We start from the raw sequence: 23,328 nt of genomic DNA on the forward strand, positions 1-23,328 counted from the left end.
CCCTTATTAAAATTACTATACTAAAATTCTAGCAAGGGGAGCCTGCTTCCGCTAGGCGTAAAATCTTTTACGCTTACTTTTATTTTAATTGTAGAAATTTATTATAAAATGACTATTTGTAAAATTAAATTGAACTAATAAAAAATCCATAGTGGATTATCTGTGTTATGATTTAATCGCGAAACAAAATTCAAAACGAAAGATAATCACTATGGATCATCAAAATTCTAACATAGAATCACGTAAAAATAAACACTTGAATTTCAAAGAACGAATGACTATTGAGATTCGCCTTAAAGATGAATTTTCGGCATATAAGATAGCAAAAGAGTTAAATCGTCCAATTAACATTTCTCATTTTTAAAAGTTAAAGCACTAATTCTTAAATAATTATCATCATGATAATTTAAATGTTTATTTTTTATTTCATGAATACTAACTAAATTTGTGTTATAATGCAAATGTAGTTGGTTATCATATTTTGCAGTTACTGCACTTTAAAATAATAAAGAATTATATGATATATCAGACATTAACAGAAATGAACGTTTCCTAATAAAAGAAGTGAAAAATGGTAACAGTGTATCTGTAACATATGTCTTTAAATTAGGTGATGAATCCAGAGTAGATGTTTTGATTGAAGAACCTACTACAGATAAAAGAACTGTTGGTAAGAAGTCTGTATTTGAGAATGAATATATAGAAAGAGGTTACGAATTAAGAAAACGTATTCAATTTATTAAGAAAAGGAGTAAACCATGAAAACAAAATATGATGTAGTTATTATCGGCTTCGGAAAAGCTGGAAAAACACTTGCAGCGAAACTAGCAAAATTTGGGAAAAGCGTTGCATTGATTGAAAAAGAGGCAAAGATGTATGGAGGAACCTGCATCAATGTGGGTTGCATTCCTTCCAAAAGACTCATTACTGATGCTGCAAACTCGCCAAAAGGAGAATTCCCTGAGAAAGCGGAATACTACAAAAATGCGATTGAAGAGAAGAAAAAGTTAACTGCAGCACTTCGTAAAGCTAATTATGACAAACTTGTTCAAGTTGGTGTAGATGTCGTGGATGGAGCAGCATCCTTTACAGATGAAAATCATATTACAGTTCTTACTGCAGATGGTGAGTTCATGATTGAAGGCGATAAATTTATTATCAACACCGGATCTGTCCCTGTTATTCCTAGAATCGATGGAGTAGAAAATAGTCAGTATGTATACGTTTCAGAAAGTATAATGGATTTAGAAGATTTACCACATTCATTAACTATTGTGGGTGGAGGTTACATTGGCCTTGAGTTCGCATTTATGTATGCAAACTTTGGAAGCAGAGTGACAATCATTCAGGATGGAAAAGTGTTTCTGCCAAGAGAAGATGATGATATTGCTGCATGTATTCAATCTGTATTGGAAGAAAAAGGTGTACAGATTATAACTGGAGCAAAAACAACAAAGATTCAGAATGGAACTCTATATTATGAATGTGATGGAGAATCCAAGGTTCTAGAAAGTGATGCAATCCTGCTAGCTACTGGACGCAGACCAAATACTGATGGACTAGGATGTGAAAAAGCAGGTATAACTCTTAATGAAAGAGGAGCAATTGAAACGGATGAGAATCTAAGAACTGGCGTAACACATATATGGGCTGCTGGGGATGTCCGCGGTAAGCTTCAATTTACATATATTTCATTGGATGATAGTAGAATTATTCTTGATGACATGATTGGAAATAATATTCGTACGACAAATAATAGAGGTGCTTTCTCTTATTCTGTATTTATTGAACCACCATTCTCGCGTGTTGGAATGAATGAAAAGGAAGCAAAGGCAGCACAGGTGGAATATCGCGCTGTGAGTCTTCCGGCTAATGCTATTCCTAAAGCAAAAGTACTTCGTGAGACAGACGGAATTCTCAAAGCTTTAATTGCATCAGATGGTACCATCCTTGGGGCAGAGTTGTTTTGTGCAGAGTCACCTGAAATGATTAATCTGATTAAATTAGCAATGGATAATAATATAAAGGCAGAGGTTATAAGAGATTTCATTTTCACACATCCTACAATGTCTGAAAGCTTAAATGATTTGTTCTCATTATAGGATTGAGACAGTTATAGAAGATAGGACTTATATATCATAGAAAAAAAATCAGTAATTTGGATATATTTCTATGAACTTATGAGATAGAGACAATGGATTGAATGATTTTATAAAAAGGCAAGTAGACCTATTTCTGCAAACTGACAATTGAGGTTGTAAAAGCTGTGGATAATTGCTGAAATTGGGGCATCAATAAGAACATATCGTGCTATGTGGAGATAGTAGTATTTATGTCAAAAGTGAATACTCTAAAATTATAAAATATATTGATTTAAAAGGTTTATTCAGGTGCTATCATATAATGATAGATATAGTCCTGGATAAGCCTTTTGTTTTTTGTGTAATTAGTTTTATGAGAATATATCTACTCTATAGAGTTGAAATGATACTATAGATAAAAAGAAATTGAAATCTTTTAACATTACATGGATTATAGTTCTAGAAATAACTCCAAGCTCTCTAGCTATATTATTGGATTGTGTTGAAAAATAGTAGAATATAAGTTAATATAAATTGGGAGATGTAATGAGAAAGAAATGAGATAAATTATATGGTGGTGTAGTACTGACAGATAAAAATAAAAAAGTATAAACAATAAAAAAGATAAAATACTAAAAAGAGCGGAGGAACGAAATAATGGATCCAGTTGCATTTAATATTGGGGATTTTAGTATAAGATGGTATGGTATATTAATAGGATTAGGAGCATTAGTGGGGATGTTGTTAGCTTATTACAATGCTAAAAAGTTAAAATTAGATTTTGATATAATATTAGATGGATTTTTAATAGCATTTCCATGTGCTATTATAGGTGCACGAGCATATTATGTATTTTTTGAATTCGACAATTTTAGAAATAATATACTAAGTATATTTAACTTGAGAACTGGAGGATTAGCTATACATGGAGGTCTTATTGGAGCATTTATAAGTACAATGATTTATTGTAAGGTGAAAAATATTAAGATGATAAAATATCTTGATATTGCAGCTCCATCTATTATACTTGCACAGGCTATCGGAAGATGGGGTAATTTCATGAATGGAGAGGCACATGGTGATAAAGTAACCTATGAATTTATAAGTAAATTTCCAGAGTTCATCCAAAAGGGTATGTATATAGATGGATACTATTATAATCCTACTTTCTTTTATGAATCATTATGGAATTTATTCGTCTTCATATTATTAATGGTTATTTTATATAAGAAAAGAAAAAATGAAGATGGATTAGTGATATCCAGTTATTTAATATTATATTCATTAGGAAGATTCTTTATTGAACAGCTTAGAACTGATAGTCTTATGATTGTAAATATAAGAGTAGCACAGTTTATGAGTATTATGGGGATTTTAATTGGAATAGTATGTATTGTTTATATAAAGTTACATAAAAATAAAAATGTAGAATCAGTTGTTTAATTATTATCATTTCATAAGAAGAAACTCTATTAGTTTGGTAAATTTAAAGGTCGTGTTTACTAACTTATATTCTCCATTTGTACCGATATATTATACATTTTTTAATATATACCACTCAATATTTAGAGGTGTCTTTTCAACAAAAAGGAGGCGTATTCCATTATAGGATATGCCTCCTGAATCAAATATTATTTTTATATTACTTATTATCAAGATTAAATAGTGAATTTATTTTACCTATTATTAAGCCTATATAAATTTTCTTTTTAAATTAATTTATGGATTTTGCTACCTTTTCAAATTTTTATTCTGTTCCCTTTATAAAACAAGAAAACCTAGTAAATTATTCTACTATATTGCTTTCAACTTCAAATTTATTATTTGTCTTATCTTGTGCACCTCTTGAATAAATATTAGCAATTATAGCTCCTGAAATATTGTGCCATACGCTGAAAACTGCTCCTGGAATTGTAGCTAATGGGTACTGTGCAAAATGTACTGTAGCAAGAGAAGTGGCAAGTCCTGAATTCTGCATACCTACTTCTATGGAAATAGCCTTGCACTTTGATATATCAAGCTTTAATATCTTTCCTATTGCAAATCCTAATAAATATCCACAGATATTATGAACTATAACTACAGCTACTATTAACAATCCACAAGTCATAATCTTAGATGAGTTTGCACTTACTACTGCTGCTACTATAGCAACTATTGCACATACTGAAATTAAAGGTAATACCCTTACAAGCCTTTGTGTAGCTTTTCCAAATAATTTATTGATTACAAATCCAAGTACTATAGGCAATATTACAACTTTTATAATTGACAAGAACATGCTCATCATATTAACATCAACACTTTGTCCTGCTAATGCATAAGTTAATGCTGGTGTCATAAATGGTGCTAGTATAGTTGAAATACCAGTCATACCAACTGATAATGCTACATCACCCTTTGAAAGGTAAGTTATAACATTAGAAGAAGTTCCCCCTGGACATGTTCCTACTAAAATAACACCTACAGCTAGTTCTACTGGCAAATTAAATATTTTAGTTAATCCAAATGCTAAAAGTGGCATTATAGTGAATTGAGCTATGCATCCAATAATAACATCCTTAGGTCTTGAAAATACTACTTTAAAATCTTCAAGCTTTAAAGTAAGCCCCATCCCAAACATTACAATACCAAGTAATGTATTTACATAGCTTGTTTTAATCCACGATACTGAATTTGGCACAAATAATGCAAGAGCTGCTATTAGTATTACGAAAGCTGCCATATACTTTCCTACGAAGTCACTTAATTTTTCTAAAAATTTCATAATAAAATCCCCCAATTTTATTTGATAGTGTAAAGCTGTTTACACTACGCTTTTTAATTTTTCTTTATATATCAAGGGTTCCGACCGTTTTTTTGTATAAAAAAACAATGACCCCCTTAATTCATGTTATAATTGAATATCTGACCAAACAAAAATAAACACGAAAGGTTGTCATTGTCATGAATTCAATTATAACTTACTTACTAATATATAATCAATATTTAATTAAAATTATTTATCAATTACGTCTATTCATTTCGAAGTATATACCACTTAAACAACTGAATTTTGATGATTCAAATAGTCCAGAATATCAAAAGTTTAAGGTAGATAAGCTGCCTACAATCATTAAATTTGAGAAAGTAGATTATAGACTACTTATTGCATACTATAAGCATAAATATAATAAGATGCTAAAACCCGTCCAAAGACGTAACGGTAAAACTATTTCTAAGTCTGTTGTATGCCCAAAATGTGGTGCTCCTCATGATTATATTTATGATAACAATGGAAGCAAAGGACAATATCAATGTAAGATTTGTGGACTTACATTTAGTGAAAACAACAATGCTACAAAACCCTTAGTTTTTAAATGTCCTTATTGTGGCAATACACTTACTATCCATAAAGAGCGTAAGCATTTTAAAATACATAGATGTGTAAATAAAAAGTGCTCCTATTATTTAGATAATTTAAAAAAGCTTCCTAAAGATCTTAATTCTGAAGACAAATATAAATATAAATTACATTACATATATAGAGAATTTAAAATTAATTTCTTCAAAATGGATTTATATAGCTTACCTAAGTCTGCTGTAAATTTCAGTTTTAAAAAGTTTAATCCTCATATAATGGGACTTTGTTTAACTTATCATGTTAATCTTAAATTATCTACTAGACAAACCGCTCACGCATTAGCGGAGGTGCATGGAATTAATATTTCAAATACAACAGTTGCTAACTATGCTCTCACTGCAGCTAGTGTTATAAAACCATTTGTAGATACATTTGATTACAAACCATCCAGTATTCTTTCTGCTGATGAAACCTACATAAAAGTAAAAGGAATCAAACATTATGTCTGGATAGTAATGGATGCTTGCAAAAAATCTATCTTAGGTTATCAGGTTTCTGATACCAGAGCTGTTGGACCATGTATCTTAGCTATGCGTATGGCTTTTGATAAAATCAAAAGCTTAACTGATAGAACACTTAAATTTGTTGCTGATGGTTATAGTGCATATCCACTAGCTAAACAACAATTTGAATTAGAATCTAATATCAAATTTGATTTAACTCAAGTTATAGGACTTACTAATGAAGATCCTGTTTCTGAAGAACATCGTTGGGTTAAGCAAGTTGTAGAGAGACTAAATAGAACCTTCAAGTCATCCTACCGAGTTACCTGTGGGTACGGTAGTCAAAATGGAGCTCTTTATGGATTTTCATTATGGGTTGCTTATTATAATTTCCTGCGTCCTCATCCATATAATTATTGGCGTCCATTAAATACAATACCTGAACTTGAAGTTGCAGATAATATGCCTGCAAAATGGCAAATACTTATCAGTCTCGGACAACAAACCATTATGCATATGCAAGAAACTAAACCTTAAAATATAATTTTAAATATTTTCCATTGCCTGCGGCGCCGGAGGCCTATTTCTTATGCTCAAATTTAATCATAATATCATAAATTTTAATTAATACTGATTATTTTCGTATTTAATTTTCAAAGATATTTTTTCATAGCGTATTTTACACTATCTTTTATTTATTTATTTATAATAGAAATAATTCTATTAATAACATACTTATTGCTGTAAATAAAAAAGCCTTTATCTCCTAAAATTAAGAGACAAAAGCTATAAACTTCTGCGGTACCACTCTAATTGTTAAAATAAATTTAACCACCTTAATCATATCATCCAATATGAAACACTTTTAACGGGTGTTAATCCGTTCAAACTTACACAGGTCTTAAAACCTTTCAGTCTGACTGCTCAAAGGAGATATTCTTTAAGAATTAAATACTGCCTCACACCATATAGCAGCTCTCTGAAAAATAATTATCTTAAATACTTTGCCTTTTCAATGCATTTTTGCGTTTTTATTATTCTATAACTTAATCTCTTACATGTCAATATATATATATATAAGATTATATCAATATATGATGAAATTAATATTTATGATAATACTGATATAGTTAAATTAGTAGCTTGTATTGAGCAAGGCAAAGTAGTTTAGAAATGGGGTTTATTGCTAGATTGGATAAAATCAATAATTAGTTAATTATAATACATGGTGGGTTTTAAAGGCCATGCTTCACCTCCACCACAAAACCCACGAAAATCATAATTTTGGATTTTCGTGGGTTTATTTTTAGTGTATGGATTTAGAATAATTAATGAAGAACTGTACCATAAATAACGGAGAGTTTTACTAAAATTATAGAAGAATATATAGATGATAATGTATAATAGTCTCTGTTATACATCATTGTGAAAAAACGAAAGGAGAAAATCATGAACAAACATAAAATTATGGATGTTTTAGAAGAAGCTATGAAAATAGGCAAATCAGTTATTCCTAAGGGGAATGTTGCCACGTATATTCCAGAACTTGCTAAGGCAGATAAGAACAAGTTGGGAATTTGTTTGCATACAGTAGACGGTAACTTTTATAGCATTGGTGATTATGAGGAACGTTTTACTATACAGAGTATTTCCAAGGTTATTACTCTTTGCAAAGCATTAGAAGAATTTGGAGCAAAGCATGTGTTTGAATTTGTTGGAATGGAACCGTCTGGGGAAGCTTTTAATTCCTTGGTAGAACTAGACCTTAAACATAACAGACCATTTAATCCAATGATAAATTCAGGTGCTATTACTGTTGCAAGTATGCTGCTGGAAAAGTGTTCGTTTGAAGACATGGTGGTGTATACCCAAAAGTTATGCATGGATGACCAAATAAGTCTGGATATGGCAACTTTTCAGTCTGAAATGGCTCACAGCTCTAGAAATCGTGCAATCTCATATCTGCTTGAAAGTAAAGGAATTATCAAAGCTAATGTAGAGGATAGTCTTACATTTTATACACAGATGTGCTCGCTAACTGTTTCTGCAAAAAGTTTGGCTAATTTGGGACTTATTTTGGCTACTGATGGAGTAAACCCGGAAAACGGAGAAAGACTGATCAGCAGTTGGGTTGCCAGAACTGTAAAAACTATAATGCTAACCTGCGGTATGTATGATGGTTCTGGAGAGTTTGCTGTTCTGACAGGAATTCCAACGAAAAGTGGTGTTGGAGGCGGATTGGTCAGCGTTGCGAATGCCAAGCTTGGAATAGGTGTATATGGACCGGCATTAGATGATAAAGGAAACTGCATAGCAGGTTGTGAGCTTTTGAAGTATTTGTCTAAACAGTTGGATTTGCATATGTTTAATACCAGTGAATGGGAGGAATTATAGGTTAATAACAACCACATTGAAGTAACATTCAATGTGTTTTTTTCTATGCTCAAAAATGGAAAAGGAGAGGTTGAATTTATAAGTAACATTAAGAGATATGATTTGCTTGCAAGGTGTAGTAATAGCTTTTATGTGAAAGTTGTTTAATTATAAGCAAAGATAATCAACCTAATTTTCAATTATCAAATAGTTTTAATGAGCATAATAGTTTTAATAAGTTTAGTATTTTTATAGTATGATACAGAATGAATTTAATAAATCGAAATTTACCGAATGATTTGGGAGCAATTGCTCTTTTTGTTATTAGATATCATGAAATTATTCTTTTCTATTATATAACTTAGAACGATTGGTAATTGTACCAGTCGTTTTGTTATATAGAAAATAGGGCGAAAAAGAAAAAATGTAATATTTTTAAAATTTTACTTAATTATAACTCTTTGGAGTGATATATTTATAACATAAAAAGTGAGAAATATATAACTTGAAATTAAGGAGATATTATTATGAATAAAAAAGTAACATTAAGAGAGTTAGTTGGAGCACGAATAGTAGTGGCTCTTTGTATTGCAGTTTATTATTGGTGTTGGGCAAGAAATGATTGGCATAATTATTACGTTACAATTCAAAATGTTGTAGGTGGTTTTACACTTTTTTCTTATGGAATTTATATGTTCGAGAGAAAAAGTATAGAAAAGAAAGTATAGATCGGGAAAGTTCAGGAATGAAACAAGCGGAATTAGCAGAACTTGTTAATGTTAGGAGAGAGACAATTGTACATTTAGAGAATGGACAATATAATCCATCGTTAAAATTAGCAATGGATATAGCTAAAGTATTTTCAGTGTCTGTTGAGGAGTTATTTGAATTTGTAGAAGATGAGAAAAAATAAAAGAATGAATAATTAATATAAGCATGATATTAATACGGTGTACTCTGATCCAGTTATTACCATAAGTATATACTAAAAAATAATAGATTAGGCATCTTCTATTCTTTAAATGATATCTATAAATGGTTAATATAGTTAGAAGCAAAGGAAGAGAAGGAGCTTATTTTAAAAAAAATTTTCGCTAAAATACAACAAGGAATACAGTATATTTTTTATATTTAAGTTTATAGACAAGCTTTATATAATGCCGAATGGAAGAGTTTGATACTTAAATTAGTAAGAGTAAATATTTGAATTAGATTAAAAGTTTATGTTTAATTTATTAGAAAAGAGTATTGACGATAAATATATGTATATGTTATCATAAGCCGTAAGCTATCATTTAAGCAAATAAATAAAAGGGTTGTTACTGCTTAGAGCAGGCAAGACCTAAACTTTAATAATAAGGGATTTATTAAGGTTTAGTTTTTTTTTGAGTAATATGGAGTGATTTACATGAAAATTAGTAGAGTAATTAATAATAATGTAATATGTGTTATAAATGAAGCTAATGAAGAACTTGTGTTAATGGGAAAAGGGATTGCCTTTCAAAAGAAAAAAGGTGATGAAGTTGATGAAAGTAAAATTGAAAAAGAATTCTCTATGAGAAATAAAAATTTATCACCTAGTTTAGCTACAATACTTTCAGAAATTCCAAGTGAACATATTAATTTGTCAAATGCAATAATTGAAAAAGCTAAAAAAACTCTCAATAAAGAGTTAAATGATAATATATACGTTACATTGACTGATCATATCAGTTTTGCTATTAAAAGATTTAGCGAAGGACATGCTTTTAATAATGCGCTTTTATGGGAGATAAAGAAATTTTATCCAAAGGAATTTAATATAGGGCAGGATGCACTTATTATGATATGGGAAGAATTAGGCATTGAATTACCAGAAGATGAAGCTGGATTTATTGCACTTCATATTGTAAATGCTCAGTTAAATTCTAATATGAACAACACTATGGAAATGACTAAATTAATTCAATCAGTATTAAAATTAATTAAATATTATTATCATATTGATTTAGATGAAAGTTCAGTGTATTATACAAGATTTATAACTCATTTAAAGTATTTTGCACAAAAGGTATTAAGTGATAAAGTAGTCCCTAATAAGAAGGATGATTTATTTACAATAATACAAATTAAATATAAAGAAGCATTTGAATGTGCAAAGAAGATTGCTGACTTTGTTGAAAGAGACTACAACAAAAAGTTGTCAGAAGAAGAACTGGTTTATTTAACAGTTCATATAAGAAGAACTACAATGCCAAACGAAGAAATTTAAAAATATAATAAATTAGGATGGTTACTATAAAGAAGGCCAGACCTAAACTTATACTTATGTGTTAAGTTTAGGTCTGGCCTATTTTATTAGAACTGATAAATAAAATTTTTTATATGCCAAAATATTATAAAGGAAGTGAAAACTATGGCAAGAGATTATAAGCAGATTGCAAAAGACATAATACGAGAAGTGGGTGGTGATGAGAATATAGCAAGCGCAAGTCATTGTGCTACGAGATTAAGATTAAAATTAAAAGATACTTCTAAAGCTGATAAAGCAAAAGTATCAAAAATAACTGGGGTTATCACTGTTGTTGAAGCAGGTGGACAATTCCAGGTTGTTATTGGAAATCACGTAAAAGATGTTTATAATGAAATGTCACAAATACTAGATTTTGATGGAAGGCCAAGAGAAGATTCTGGAGATACTCAAAAGATAGGATTAATGAGCAGAATAATAGATATTATTTCAAGCATATTTGCACCATTCTTATATGCGTTAGCTGCATGTGGTATATTACAAGGTATCCTTTCGGTATTAACGTCTATGGGAATATTATCTACATCAGGTGGTACATATAGAATATTAAACATTGTATCATGGACAGGATTTACGTTCTTACCAGTTTTAATAGCTATTACAGCATCTAAAAAGTTTAATGCAAATACTTTTGTATCAGTAATAGCTGCATGTGCATTAGTAAATACAGATTTTATTAATATTATGACTGCAAAAACTGTAGCAACATTAGATTCAGCTGATCCAGCTGTAAGAGCATTAATGGAATCAGCAATGAGTAATCCTGATACAGTTAAATTTATTACAGATGTTTTAGGTATACCAGTTACATCATATAACTTAGACTTTTTAGGAATGCCAATACAAATGTTAAGTTATACTTCAACAGTTATTCCGATAATTTTAGCTATATGGATATTATCATATATACAAAAGTTCTTTGAGAAGGTACTTCCTTCAGTTGTTAGAAACTTATTAACACCAATGTTATGCTTAGTTATTATAGTTCCATTAACATTATTAGTATTTGGACCAGTAGGTAACAGCATAGGTGGAGCAATCGGTGGAGTTTATAATTACTTATATAACTTAAGTCCAATCGTTGCAGGTGCTATTGTAGGTGGATTCTGGCAAGTACTTGTTGTATTTGGAGTTCACTGGGGAATTACACCAGTTACAGTTGGTAACTATGCTGCTCTTGGATGCGATACTTTTACAGCACTTCAAGCTTCAGCAGTATTCTCACAAGCAGGAGCAACATTTGGAGTATTATTAAAAACAAAAAATAAAGAGCTTAAAAACGTATCATTATCAGCAGGTATAACAGCATTATTTGGTATCACTGAGCCAGCAACTTATGGTATTACATTAAGATTTAAAAAGCCATTAATATGTGGATGTATAGCAGGTGCAGTTGGGGGAGCTATTGCAGGAGGATTTAGAGCATTATCATGGGGATATAATATTCCAGGAATAGCAACATTACCAGCTTACTTTAAAGAAGGATATATGACTCAATTCTTAGGATTATTATTATCAATAGTGGTTGCATTCGTACTTGGAGCAGTATTAACTTATATTGTAGGATTTGATGATCCAGCAGAAGAAGTTGAAGAACCTACTAAGAATGAAAGTTTAAATGAGTCAGCTTCTAAAAGAGAAGTGATAGGAAGCCCATTAAAAGGGAACGCTATCCCGTTAACTGAAGTTGAAGACGCAGCTTTTGCATCTGAAATGTTAGGAAAAGGATTAGGAATAATTCCATCAGAAAGTAAGGTTTATGCACCATTTGATGGAACTGTAGAAGCACTTTTTGGAACAAAGCACGCTGTAGGATTAAAATCAGAAGATGGTATAGAAATGTTAATACATATCGGATTAGATACTGTTAAATTAGAAGGTGAAGGATTCGTAGCTCATGTATCACAAGGTGATAAGGTCAAAAAAGGACAACTTCTTGTTGAGTTTGATATAGACTTTATACAAGATAAAGGATATAGTGTTACTACACCAGTTATAATATCAAATACACAAGATTATTTAGATGTATTTAAATGTGAAAAAGAAACATTAGAAGTTGGAGAAGATGCAATTACTATTGTTAAGTAATATATTAAAGTTTGATTTGTATTTTTTAAATAAGGAGGTAAATTTATGTCTAAAGGTTTTTCAAAGGACTTTTTATGGGGCGGTGCTGTAGCCGCCCATCAAGTAGAAGGTGGATGGAATAAAGGTGGAAAAGGCGTAAGTATAGCGGATGTACTAACAGCTGGTGCTCATGGAGTAGATAGAATAATTACAGATGGAGTTTTAGATGGATATTATTATCCTAACCATGAAGCAGTAGATTTTTATTCTCACTACAAAGAAGATATTGCATTATTTGCAGAGATGGGATTCAAATGTTTTAGAACATCTATAGCATGGACTAGAATATTTCCTAATGGAGATGATGCAGAAGCAAATGAAGAAGGTTTAAAATTCTATGATGATATGTTTGATGAGCTTTTAAAGCATAATATTGAGCCAGTTATAACATTATCACATTTTGAAATGCCATATAATTTAGTTAAGAAATATGGTGGATGGAAGAGTAGAAAAGTAATAGACTTCTTTGTCAAATATGCTGAAACTGTAATGAAGAGATACAAAGATAAAGTTAAGTACTGGATGACTTTCAATGAAATAAACAACCAAAAGAATTATAAATATCATCTATTTGGATATACTTGTTCAGGTGTTATATTTAATAAAGAAGAAAATCCAGAAGAAGTTATGTACCAAGTAGTTCATCATGAATTAGTTGCAAGTGCTAAGGTTGTTAAGCTTGGTCATGAAATAAATCCAGATTTTAAAATAGGATGTATGATTGCATATGTTCCAATATATCCATATTCATGTAATCCTGATGATATTATGTATGCAGCAGAAGCAATGCATGATAGACACTTATTTGCAGACGTTCATGCAAGAGGAGCTTATCCTTCTTATGCAAAATGTGAATGGGAAAGAAAAGGATATAACATTCATATGGAACCAGAAGATGAGCAAATATTAAAAGAAGGAATCGTTGATTATATAGGATTAAGCTATTATATGTCTAACGCTGTAAAAGCTGATAATGTAGTAGAAGGATCAGGATTAGATGGATTCCCAGGCAGCGTTCCAAACCCATATGTAAAAGCCTCAGATTGGGGATGGCAGATAGATCCTGTAGGATTAAGATATGGATTAAATAACTTATATGAAAGATATCAAAAACCACTATTTATAGTTGAAAATGGTTTTGGAGCTATAGACCAATTAGATGAAAATGGTGTTGTTCAAGACGATTATAGAATTGAATATTTAAAATCACATATTATAGAAATGAAAAAGGCAGTAGAATTAGATGGTGTTGAACTTATGGGATATACACCATGGGGATGTATAGATTGTGTATCATTCACTACTGGAGAAATGAAAAAGAGATATGGTTTCATTTATGTAGATAAAGATAATGAAGGAAATGGAACACTAAAAAGAAGTAAGAAAAAGAGCTTTAACTGGTATAAGAATGTTATAGCATCTAATGGTGAAGAGTTATAATAATAGAGACAGTAAGTAGGTTTGCGTATTAGCAAATCTACTACTGTCTTTTTGTATAAATGAATATCACAGGTTTGAACTTTGGCTTTAAAATCTTTCCTATTGCAAATTCTAATAAATATACATAAATGTTATAAGCCATAACTACAGCTACTATTAATAATCCACAAGTTATAATCTAAGTAAAATTAATTATTGTTACCTACAAGCTTACAAAAGTATTTATTAAAAACTATTCCATATACAGAACCTAAAGCGTTATTAAAAACTCTAAAGAATATAGCTGCTGGAAAGCCTAAAATTGTTGATGCTACAGATATAGCTCCAAAAGCATTAAATACTGATTGGAATCCATAAGTTGCAGAAAGTCCTACACCTATTCCTCCAATAATTCCAATATTATCATACATAAATTGTGGACAATAAGTATAAATAAAAAACACTAATAAGGTACCGAAAATATTTCCTAGAATCCTTTCTTTTACTCTTTGCTTTTTACCTGTTGGAAAAGGAGTTACTATAGACATAACTGCAATACCTGCCCACATAGGTCTTGGAAGATTTATCACTTTTGCAATAAATAAGATTGAACATATAGCAAAAGTAATAGATAATTGCCATTTTGTTCTATGAGAGTTAATATCAAATTCTTGAAAGAAACTTAAAAAGTTTAATTCATGTGTCTTTTTTCTGTGGTTTCTAAAATATATTATTCCAGTAATTATAGCACCTACAGCAAGGGCTTCTAATCTTTTAATGTAGGCCTGTCCACTTACATCATAACCATATAACAATAGGTATCCTAATACTAATGTAGAATGATTACACATTTTTTCATTATGACATCCTAAAAACATTAATAAAAAAATACATACAATGTTTACTATTAATTCAACGTACATATTACTAGAATTACTTAACCTTGGTCCTATAGCTAAAATTGCAAATATAGCAATTAAAGAAGGAAGTGCATGGGATGTCTTTATTGATAAATCTATATTTCTAAATACTAAAACAAAAAGAAGAACAATAACACCAACAATACTGTTATCATTGCCGAAAAATTTACTATAAGCAATTACAAAACTCATGCAAAATGCCATAGTTATAAAAATTTTAAATAGATAAATTGCTAAATGTTTTAATTTTTCTTTGTTATTTTTTGAGTTTCTAATAAGCTCTTTTGAAGCTGCTTGGTTTAATTGCAATTCTTGATAAAACGTCATACATTCAGTCTCCTAATCTTTTTTTAGTCAGTAAAGAAGCATTATACTCTTCGAAAAATAGATTGTCAATAAAGTCTATATTTGAACTTTTTGTATAAATTATCTTCTAATTATTTGTCATTTTAAACGAAGTTTATGAACTTGGTTTGTTTGCAAAATAATATATGATAATATGAGATTGAGAATTATAATATTTATAATAAATTATAAAATATATATAATTTTACTTGTATATAAATATAAATAGGGGGCATATACAATGAAAATTTTATTGAAAAAATGGAATGATTTAAGTTTAATTATTCGTATTATTATTGGGCTAATTATTGGTATTATCTTAGCTTTAGCAATGCCACAAGCAACAATAATCAGTATTTTGGGGGATTTATTTGTAGGAGCATTAAAAGCAATTGCACCAATATTAGTGTTTATATTAGTTATGAGTTCAATTGCTCAGGCAAATAATGGAGTTGGTAAGAAGTTTCGTTCAGTTATCTCACTTTATATGCTAAGCACATTGCTTGCAGCTATAGTTGCAGTAGGAGCTAGTTTTCTATTTCCAGTTACTTTAAATTAACAGATGCAGTATCTGATGCAGCACCAAGCGGAATTGGGGAAGTATTAAAATCACTTGCATTAAGAGTAGTATCTAACCCAGTAGAGTCATTAGTGAATGCAAATTATATTGGAATTCTAACATGGGCAATTATTTTTGGAGTTGCATTGAACTTTACAAGAAGTTCAGCAGCAAATATTCCAATTAATATGTCACTTTGTGAGAAATTGGGGTTAGATAAAGATATGTATTCTGTATCTATTCCATTAGGTGCAACTATTAATATGGATGGGGCAGCTATTACAATTACAGTTATGACATTAGCAGCAGCACATACTTTAGGAATTCAGGTAGACTTTATTTCAGCACTTTTATTAAGTTTGTTAGCTACAGTTTCAGCATGTGGGGCATCAGGAGTTGCAGGCGGTTCGCTTTTATTAATACCTATGGCATGTTCTTTATTTGGAATTAGTAATGATATTGCAGTGCAGGTAGTAGGGGTAGGCTTTATTATAGGAGTAGTGCAGGATTCATTTGAAACAGCAATAAATTCTGCAGGAGATGTAATGTTTGCAGCAACTGCAGAATTTATGGAGTGGAGAAAAAAAGGCAAAGAAATAGAATTCTAGTTTTAATGAAATAAAGTTTTTTCTTTTGTTTTATTTTTATGTCAGAGAAAGCATGTTTTATTACTGGAGAGAATATCTGTATTGATGGTAGAATGACAAAGCATATGATTTATTCTAGAGAATTCGGGTGGAATCTAGATATTGAGAATAATAACTAGATTAATTAAATAAGTGAACTTTGACATTTCAATCGTATATATTATTTTTTTATTTATTGTGTAAAAGTGGAGAAGAATTATAAAAATATTTTATGTATGATGAACTTCAAATATTATAATTCAAAATCTATGGAAATTATAATTTGAGATTTTCGTGGGTTTATTTTTAACTTCCATTAGTGTAGTATAAAAATGGATTTTATTAAACAAATGAAATAAAAGAGGCAAAAAAATAATAGTTCAGATGATGAAGAGGGTATACCAAAGTTTCTATTTTGTTTTGTAACACCAATAGGAATAGTGGTTCAATTAATTAAATACATAACTAATAGAGATTAAAATACTTAGTATTAAGGTAGTAGAAAAATATTTGAGTTAGATGATGCTTATTTTAAAATTATAAATTTTAGACAGTTAAATGGTGTATATAGTAATAAAACTTTTGTATGAATTTACAAAAATTAACTATATACACTTTTTTGCAATTTAAAAATGGTAAAATTAAAAAGAAAACGTTTTATAGGGGGTGGCTATGAAGTCTATAAAAAAATTATCCGTATTACTAATGTTAGTTTCATTTTTATTTTGTATGGTACTTACGCCAATATCAGTTGCAAGAGCAGTTGAAACCAATGATACTGTTTATGTAAAAATAAGATATTTGAGACCAGACTCAAATTATACTGATTGGAATCTTTGGGTATGGCAGCCTGATAAAGATGGAAGCCAAGTGAACTTTATAGGGGAGGATGAGCAAGGTAAATTTGCAGTTGTTGAAATGCCTAAAAGTGCTAATTCATTTAACTTTATAGTTCGTCAAGGAGACTGGGCTGCAAAAGCTACAGGAGATGAAACTGTAGATTTGACTAAAGGTGACAGTGAAGTAGTAATTACTCAAGGAGATGAAGAAGTAACACGCTCTGATAAGGAACTTAACAGAAATTTTGATAAGGTTACTTTAAATTTAAATTACTTTAGATATCAAAAAGATTACGACGGAAGCAATGTTTCAATTTCACTAGATGGTCAAAATAATCAGGAGTTATCTTTTGCATCTGATGGCGACTATGGAAAAGTAGTTTCAGTTGTAGAAAACTCTGTATCAGGTAAAAATGCTTTTTCAATTAAGATTAAAAATGATGATAGCACAGCTAAAAATATCAATTTAGCATATGCAAATAACAAAGGTGAAATAAATGCATATTTATTACAGGATGATAGTAAGGTTTACTATAATGCAGATGAACCAGTAAGATTTCCTGAAATAACTTATTTTAAAATTGATTCTTTAAACAATATGACTTTTAAAGTAAATTCTATAATCAAAGATGCAAGCGATTTCGTACTTAAAAAGTCAGGAGTTGAACTTCCTAAGTATTCTTATTCAATAAGCTTAAATGATACAAAACTTGGAGGTACTATAACACTAAATGATGAAATAGATATTAATAGTACTTATACTTTAGAAAAGGTAAATTATAAGAGTTTAGATTCAAGTTTAGGAAGTAAAATGCTTGGTAGCAAATATTTTGAGAACTTATACAAATATGATGGAGATTTAGGTGCTGTTTATAGCAAAGACAATACAAAATTTGCTTTATGGGCTCCAACGGCTAAAAAAGTGCAAATTGCCTTCTATGGAAAAAGTGGAAAGACATATCTTGCACCAGTAGAAAAAATTGTTGATATGACAAAAGGAAACAATGGTGAATGGACTTATACTGCAGATGAAGATTTAGATGGTGAATATTATAATTATTTAGTTAGCGTTAATGGAAAAGTAAATGAAGTGGTTGATCCTTATGCAAAAGCAGTTGGTGTTAATGGTAACAGAAGCATGGTTGTTAATTTAGAAAGCACTAATCCAGAAGGATGGAATTCAGATGTTAAACCACAATTGGAATCGCCAACAGATGCAAGAATATATGAAATGCATATTAGAGATTTCTCAATTGATGAAAAGTCAGGAGTTCAAATGGAATACAGAGGTAAGTACAAAGGTGTATGGCAACCAAACACTGTAATGCCAGGAACTGATGTAAAAACAGGAATATCACATTTAAAGGAATTAGGTATTAATGTAGTTCAAATAATGCCAGCATATGATTATCAATCAGTTGATGAGACAAAGAAAAGTGGAGAATATAACTGGGGTTATGATCCACAAAACTATAATGTACCAGAAGGATCTTATTCAACAAATCCTTATGATGGTAAAATAAGAATTAAAGAATTTAAAGAAATGGTACAAGAACTTCATAAGCAAGGAATAAAAGTTGTAATGGATGTAGTTTATAACCATACATTTAATACAGATTCATGTTTAGAAAAAGCAGTACCAGGATATTACTACCGTTTTGATGATGATGGAAACTTTACAAATGGTTCTGGATGTGGAAATGAAACTGCATCAGATCATTATATGTTCAGAAAATATATGATAGATTCAGTTAAATATTGGGTTAATGAATATCATATTGATGGTTTCAGATTTGATTTAATGGCTGTTTATGATATTGATGCTATGAAAGAAGTTAGAGAAGCATTAACTGAGATTGACCCAACAATCTTAATTTATGGTGAAGGATGGACTGGTGGTACTTCTGCTTTAGATTCTTCAAAACAAGCATTAAAAGCTAATTGTCCACAATTTGGTGAATTACAAATTGGTATGTTTAGTGATGATTTAAGGGATGGATTAAAAGGTAATGTATTTAATATTACAGATCCAGGATTCTTAAATGGTGTTGAAAACTTAGAAGATACTATTAAATTTGGTATAGTAGGTTCTACTAAGCATGATGATATTGATTATTCAAAAGTTAATTATTCAAAGGAACCATGGGCTAATGAACCATATCAAACAATAACTTATGCTTCATGTCATGATAACAACACATTATGGGATAGATTACAATTAACTGCTCCAAAGGGAAGTGAATCTGAACGAATTCAAATGAATAAGCTATGTGCTTCAATAATCTGGACATCACAGGGTATGCCATTTATGCAGGCAGGAGAAGAATTTGCAAGAACTAAATGTGATGAAGAAGGAAATCTTGATGAAAATAGTTATGTTTCAGGAGATTATGTAAATCACCTTGATTGGAATAGAGTAAGTGAATATAGTGACTTGTATGAATATTATGTAGGATTATTAAAACTAAGAGGTGAACACAAAGCATTTAGAATGGATAAAACTGAAGATATCCAAAAGAACTTAACATTCTTAAAGAATGATGTAGACTTTAAAGGAGATAATGTAGTTGCATATACTTTAAACGGCAAAGCAGTTGGAGATACTTGGGATAACATGATAGTAATGTTTAATTCAAGTGACAAAGATGTTAAAGTAAGTTTACCAGATGATAAAGAATGGATTATTGTAGTAGATTCTGATAAAGCAGGAGTACAAAAGTTAGGTAAGGTTAAAGGAAAGATTACTGTTCCTGCTAAAGGATCTTATGTACTTGTAGATTCTGAAAGCTATTCAAGAACACAAGAAAATTAAAATAAACCTGCGAAAATCAAATTAATGATTTTCGTGGGTTTATTTTTTATGAAAGTTTCTAATTATATTTAAAAGGTCATTTAGGATAGAATCTAAAAATAAATCTTTTCTATAAATTAGATTTATTGTTTGTCTAGGAGGATAATCCAATATTGGTATTGCTTTTAGATTATCATTCTTTATAGATTTTATATATGATTTAGGAAGTATAGTTATATTATCTGAATCTTCAATTAGTGAAATACATGAACTTAAATTAGCCACTTGAATAATAGGTTTGCATATATGATTTATGAAACTGAATGCTTTATCGATATTTCGTCTTGAAGCAGAATGAGTAGATAATAATACTATAGGTTCATTTATTAAATCTTTTAAATCCACAGATTCATAAGATGCTATTTTAGAAGTTAATGAAGCAACAACTAAATATGGTTCTAAAGTAAGTACTTCAGAATATATAGCAGAATCTTCTAAAGAAGAGTATATTATTCCTAAGTCTAATTTCCCATTTTTAACGCTTTCAAAAATTGTTTTACTGCTATGTTCTTCTAATGTTAATAGAATATCAGGATGTAATTTATTAAATTCTGAGCATGGTGATAATATAAGATGGGAACCAGAAGCACCAAGTTTTATTTGTGATCTTGCTTTACCTGAATAATTCTTAATATCTGCTTTAGTCTGTTCAATATCAAAGAATATTTTATATACATGTTCTTTTAAAATCTGTCCCTCTTCAGTTAACATAGTCTTTTTTGATACATATTTAAATAATTTTGCACCCATAATATCTTCTAATAATTTTATTTGATTACTTAAAGTAGGCTGTGATATATGAAGACGTTCTGCAGCTTTAGTGTAATGAAGTTCTTCTGATAATACTAAAAAATAATTTAATAATCTCAATTCTAACATTATAATTCCTCCAATTTTTATTCATAGATACAAACTATAATTATTATAATAAATATAGTATTGATAGATAAATAATAAACGATTACAATGAACTTGTAAACAATATCACGAAGAAAAAAACCTTTAGGGGGATTGAGATTATGAATTATAAAGAATTGGCAGAAATTATAATCGAAAATGTTGGAGGCAAAGATAACGTTTTATCATTAACTAATTGTGCCACAAGATTAAGATTTAATTTAAAAGATGACACAAAAGCAAACAATGATAAGTTAAAGAATACAAAAGGGGTAATGGGTGTTGTTAATAAAGGTGGACAATATCAAATTATTATAGGAAGTGATGTTGCTAATGTATGTAAGGCAATAAATGAAATTGCTAATTTTGAAGGAGGAGCATTAGTTCAAGAAGAGGATAATAGAAATCCAGTTGTAAAAGTGCTTGATACTATAGCAGGAATATTTACACCAATTATTCCAGCAATAACAGGCGCTGGAATGCTTAAAGCAGTTATGGCTTTACTTGTAAGTTTTAAAGTTATAGATACGGCTAGCCAGACATATTCAATATTAAATTTCATGGCAGATGCCGCATTTTATTTCTTACCATTTTTACTTGCAAATTCTGCAGCAAAGAAATTTAAGTGTAACCCATATATGGCGATGACAATTGCAGGTGTTTTAATGCACCCTAACTTTACAGCAATGATTAATACTGCAAAACAAACTGGAACTGGCATAAGCTTTATTGGACTTCCAGTAACAATAGCTACATATTCTTCATCAGTTATTCCTATAATTTTAAGTGTATGGTTCATGTCATTTGTAGAACCAATAGCTGATAAAGTTTCACCAAATGCAATTAAGTTTTTCACTAAGCCATTAATTACACTTATAGTTACAGGTATAGTTAGTTTAGTTGCATTAGGACCTTTAGGAAATATATGTGGTAATGGAATTGCAGCAGGAATTGATTACTTAAATCAATATGCAAGATGGTTAGTTCCACTTGTAGTTGGTACATTCTCACCATTATTAGTTATGACAGGTATGCATTATGGATTAATTCCAATAGGTATAAATAACTTAGCAACAGCAGGATTTGATACAGTAGTAGGTCCTGGAATGCTTGGCTCAAATATTGCTCAAGGTGCAGCTGCTTTAGCAGTAGCATGTAAAACAAAAAATCCAGAACTTAAACAATTAGCATCATCAGCAGGTATTACTGGAGTATGTGGTATTACAGAACCAGCTATGTACGGTGTTACTTTAAAATTAAAGAAACCTTTAATTGGTGTAATGATAGGGGGAGGAGTATCAGGATTATTCTTAGGAATCTTTGGAGTAGGTAGATATACTTCAGGTTCACCAGGACTTTTAGCTCTTCCAGGATATATCGGTACAGATGGATTTAGAAATATAATATTAGCTTGTGTTGGTGCAGCTATAGCATTCGTAGTATCATTCGTAGTTACATATTTAGTTGGATTTGAAGATGTAGTTGAAGACGAAAAAACACAAGAAGTTAAAGAAGAAGTTGCAGTAGAAACAGCAGTTAATGATGCAGTAATATATTCACCAATCAACGGAAAATGTGTTGAATTAAGTGAAGTAAGCGATCCAATCTTTTCAGAAGGAATGATGGGAAATGGTGTTGCTATAATACCATCAGAAGGTAAGGTTGTAGCACCAGTTGATGGAGTTGTTTCAGCATTATTTGATACAAAACATGCTATTGGTATAACATCAAAAGATGGAGCAGAAATATTAATACATGTAGGAATAGATACAGTAAACTTAAAGGGTCAACATTTTAATGCAAAAATTAAAACTGGAGACACTATAAAGAAAGGTGATTTATTAGTTGAATTCGATATAGAAGGAATTAAAAAAGCTGGATATGAAGTTATAACACCAGTTATAATAACAAATACTCCAGATTATAATGAAATTTCACCAGCAGGAAAAATTGGAGCATTAGTAAAAGAAAAAGAAGCATTAATAAATGTTAGAAAATAGGACAATATTTAATTAGTATGGGTTAAGGTTATAGATGCAATTGATATGATGTTAATTGTATCTATAACAATATAGAAAGATAGTGTAAAGTACGCTATGAAAAATGATATTTTAAAAAAATAATAACTAAATAATCAATATAAGTAAGAATTAGT

15 protein-coding genes, 2 pseudogenes and 1 other annotated feature are annotated in these 23,328 nt (G+C 30.1%); of the genes and pseudogenes, 14 read left to right on the forward strand and 3 right to left on the reverse strand.

Translation table 11 applies throughout. The features are described from left to right. Positions 1-211 precede the first annotated feature (211 nt). The 4 genes and pseudogenes from HF850_RS13430 to lgt form a co-directional block, all read left to right on the forward strand. A pseudogene (locus HF850_RS13430) lies at positions 212-349 on the forward strand (helix-turn-helix domain-containing protein); the annotation flags it as partial. A gap of 215 nt (positions 350-564) precedes the next feature. After that, a complete protein-coding gene (locus HF850_RS13435) occupies positions 565-762 on the forward strand; it encodes a hypothetical protein (protein WP_169105947.1) in 198 nt (65 codons plus the stop codon). Beyond that, the gene (locus HF850_RS13440) at positions 759-2,102 is read left to right on the forward strand and encodes an FAD-dependent oxidoreductase (protein ID WP_169105948.1); all 1,344 of its coding nucleotides are present in this window, start codon (positions 759-761) and stop codon (positions 2,100-2,102) included. The genes HF850_RS13435 and HF850_RS13440 overlap by 4 nt, the downstream gene beginning before the upstream one ends. Positions 2,103-2,738: 636 nt before the next feature. Beyond that, positions 2,739-3,524: a prolipoprotein diacylglyceryl transferase gene (gene lgt / locus HF850_RS13445; protein ID WP_169105949.1), complete on the forward strand. Its 786-nt coding sequence runs from the start codon at positions 2,739-2,741 to the stop codon at positions 3,522-3,524. 343 nt (positions 3,525-3,867) lie between these two features. Here the strand turns inward: lgt and HF850_RS13450 are convergent, their stop codons facing one another. Then, positions 3,868-4,848 carry a bile acid:sodium symporter family protein gene (locus HF850_RS13450; protein WP_169105950.1) on the reverse strand — a complete coding sequence of 327 codons (981 nt, stop codon included), beginning with the start codon at positions 4,846-4,848 and terminating at the stop codon, positions 3,868-3,870. 410 nt (positions 4,849-5,258) lie between these two features. Here HF850_RS13450 and HF850_RS13455 point away from each other — a divergent pair, with 410 nt between their 5' ends. The 7 genes from HF850_RS13455 (at position 5,259) to HF850_RS13485 (ending at position 14,157) form a co-directional block, all read left to right on the forward strand. Further along, a complete protein-coding gene (locus HF850_RS13455) occupies positions 5,259-6,464 on the forward strand; it encodes a DDE-type integrase/transposase/recombinase (RefSeq protein ID WP_347564438.1) in 1,206 nt (401 codons plus the stop codon). 235 nt (positions 6,465-6,699) lie between these two features. After that, positions 6,700-6,952 (reverse strand) — a binding site (T-box leader). Positions 6,953-7,394: 442 nt separating this feature from the next. Then, on the forward strand, positions 7,395-8,321 hold the full coding sequence (glsA, locus tag HF850_RS13460; protein WP_243159501.1) for a glutaminase A: 927 nt from the start codon (positions 7,395-7,397) through the stop codon (positions 8,319-8,321). A 506-nt stretch (positions 8,322-8,827) separates the two neighbouring features. Next, positions 8,828-9,028: a hypothetical protein gene (locus HF850_RS13465; RefSeq protein WP_169105952.1), complete on the forward strand. Its 201-nt coding sequence runs from the start codon at positions 8,828-8,830 to the stop codon at positions 9,026-9,028. Further along, on the forward strand, positions 9,025-9,213 hold the full coding sequence (locus HF850_RS13470; protein ID WP_347564439.1) for a helix-turn-helix transcriptional regulator: 189 nt from the start codon (positions 9,025-9,027) through the stop codon (positions 9,211-9,213). Before HF850_RS13465 ends, HF850_RS13470 begins: the two co-directional genes overlap by 4 nt. 495 nt (positions 9,214-9,708) lie before the next feature. Beyond that, on the forward strand, positions 9,709-10,551 hold the full coding sequence (locus HF850_RS13475) for a PRD domain-containing protein (protein WP_169105954.1): 843 nt from the start codon (positions 9,709-9,711) through the stop codon (positions 10,549-10,551). A gap of 144 nt (positions 10,552-10,695) precedes the next feature. Continuing rightward, positions 10,696-12,678, forward strand: a complete 1,983-nt coding sequence (locus tag HF850_RS13480) for a beta-glucoside-specific PTS transporter subunit IIABC (RefSeq protein ID WP_169105955.1) — start codon at positions 10,696-10,698, stop codon at positions 12,676-12,678. Between the two features lie 45 nt (positions 12,679-12,723). Beyond that, entirely contained in the window at positions 12,724-14,157 is a 1,434-nt protein-coding gene (locus HF850_RS13485; protein ID WP_169105956.1) for a 6-phospho-beta-glucosidase, read from the forward strand. 188 nt (positions 14,158-14,345) lie between these two features. On the opposite strand, the gene HF850_RS13490 is transcribed toward HF850_RS13485, so the two are convergent. Then, a complete protein-coding gene (locus HF850_RS13490; RefSeq protein WP_169105957.1) occupies positions 14,346-15,383 on the reverse strand; it encodes an FUSC family protein in 1,038 nt (345 codons plus the stop codon). 259 nt (positions 15,384-15,642) lie between these two features. Here HF850_RS13490 and HF850_RS13495 point away from each other — a divergent pair. Both HF850_RS13495 and pulA read left to right on the forward strand, forming a co-directional pair. After that, positions 15,643-16,568: pseudogene (locus HF850_RS13495) on the forward strand (cation:dicarboxylase symporter family transporter). A gap of 690 nt (positions 16,569-17,258) precedes the next feature. Continuing rightward, positions 17,259-20,237, forward strand: coding sequence for a type I pullulanase (gene pulA, locus HF850_RS13505; protein ID WP_169105958.1), 2,979 nt, complete (start codon positions 17,259-17,261; stop codon positions 20,235-20,237). A gap of 39 nt (positions 20,238-20,276) precedes the next feature. Here pulA and HF850_RS13510 read toward each other — a convergent pair whose 3' ends face one another. Beyond that, positions 20,277-21,155 (reverse strand): LysR family transcriptional regulator, encoded by an 879-nt coding sequence (locus HF850_RS13510; protein WP_169105959.1) that lies wholly within the window; start codon positions 21,153-21,155, stop codon positions 20,277-20,279. 140 nt (positions 21,156-21,295) lie between these two features. On the opposite strand from HF850_RS13510, the gene HF850_RS13515 reads away from it, so the two are divergent. Continuing rightward, complete coding sequence (locus HF850_RS13515; RefSeq protein ID WP_169105960.1) at positions 21,296-23,173, forward strand: beta-glucoside-specific PTS transporter subunit IIABC; 1,878 nt, start codon at positions 21,296-21,298, stop codon at positions 23,171-23,173. The last annotated feature ends 155 nt before the right edge of the window (positions 23,174-23,328 follow it).

Origin of the sequence: Clostridium sp. SM-530-WT-3G, assembly GCF_012843905.1 — a bacterium.
Taxonomy (GTDB): Bacteria; Bacillota; Clostridia; order Clostridiales; family Clostridiaceae; genus Clostridium.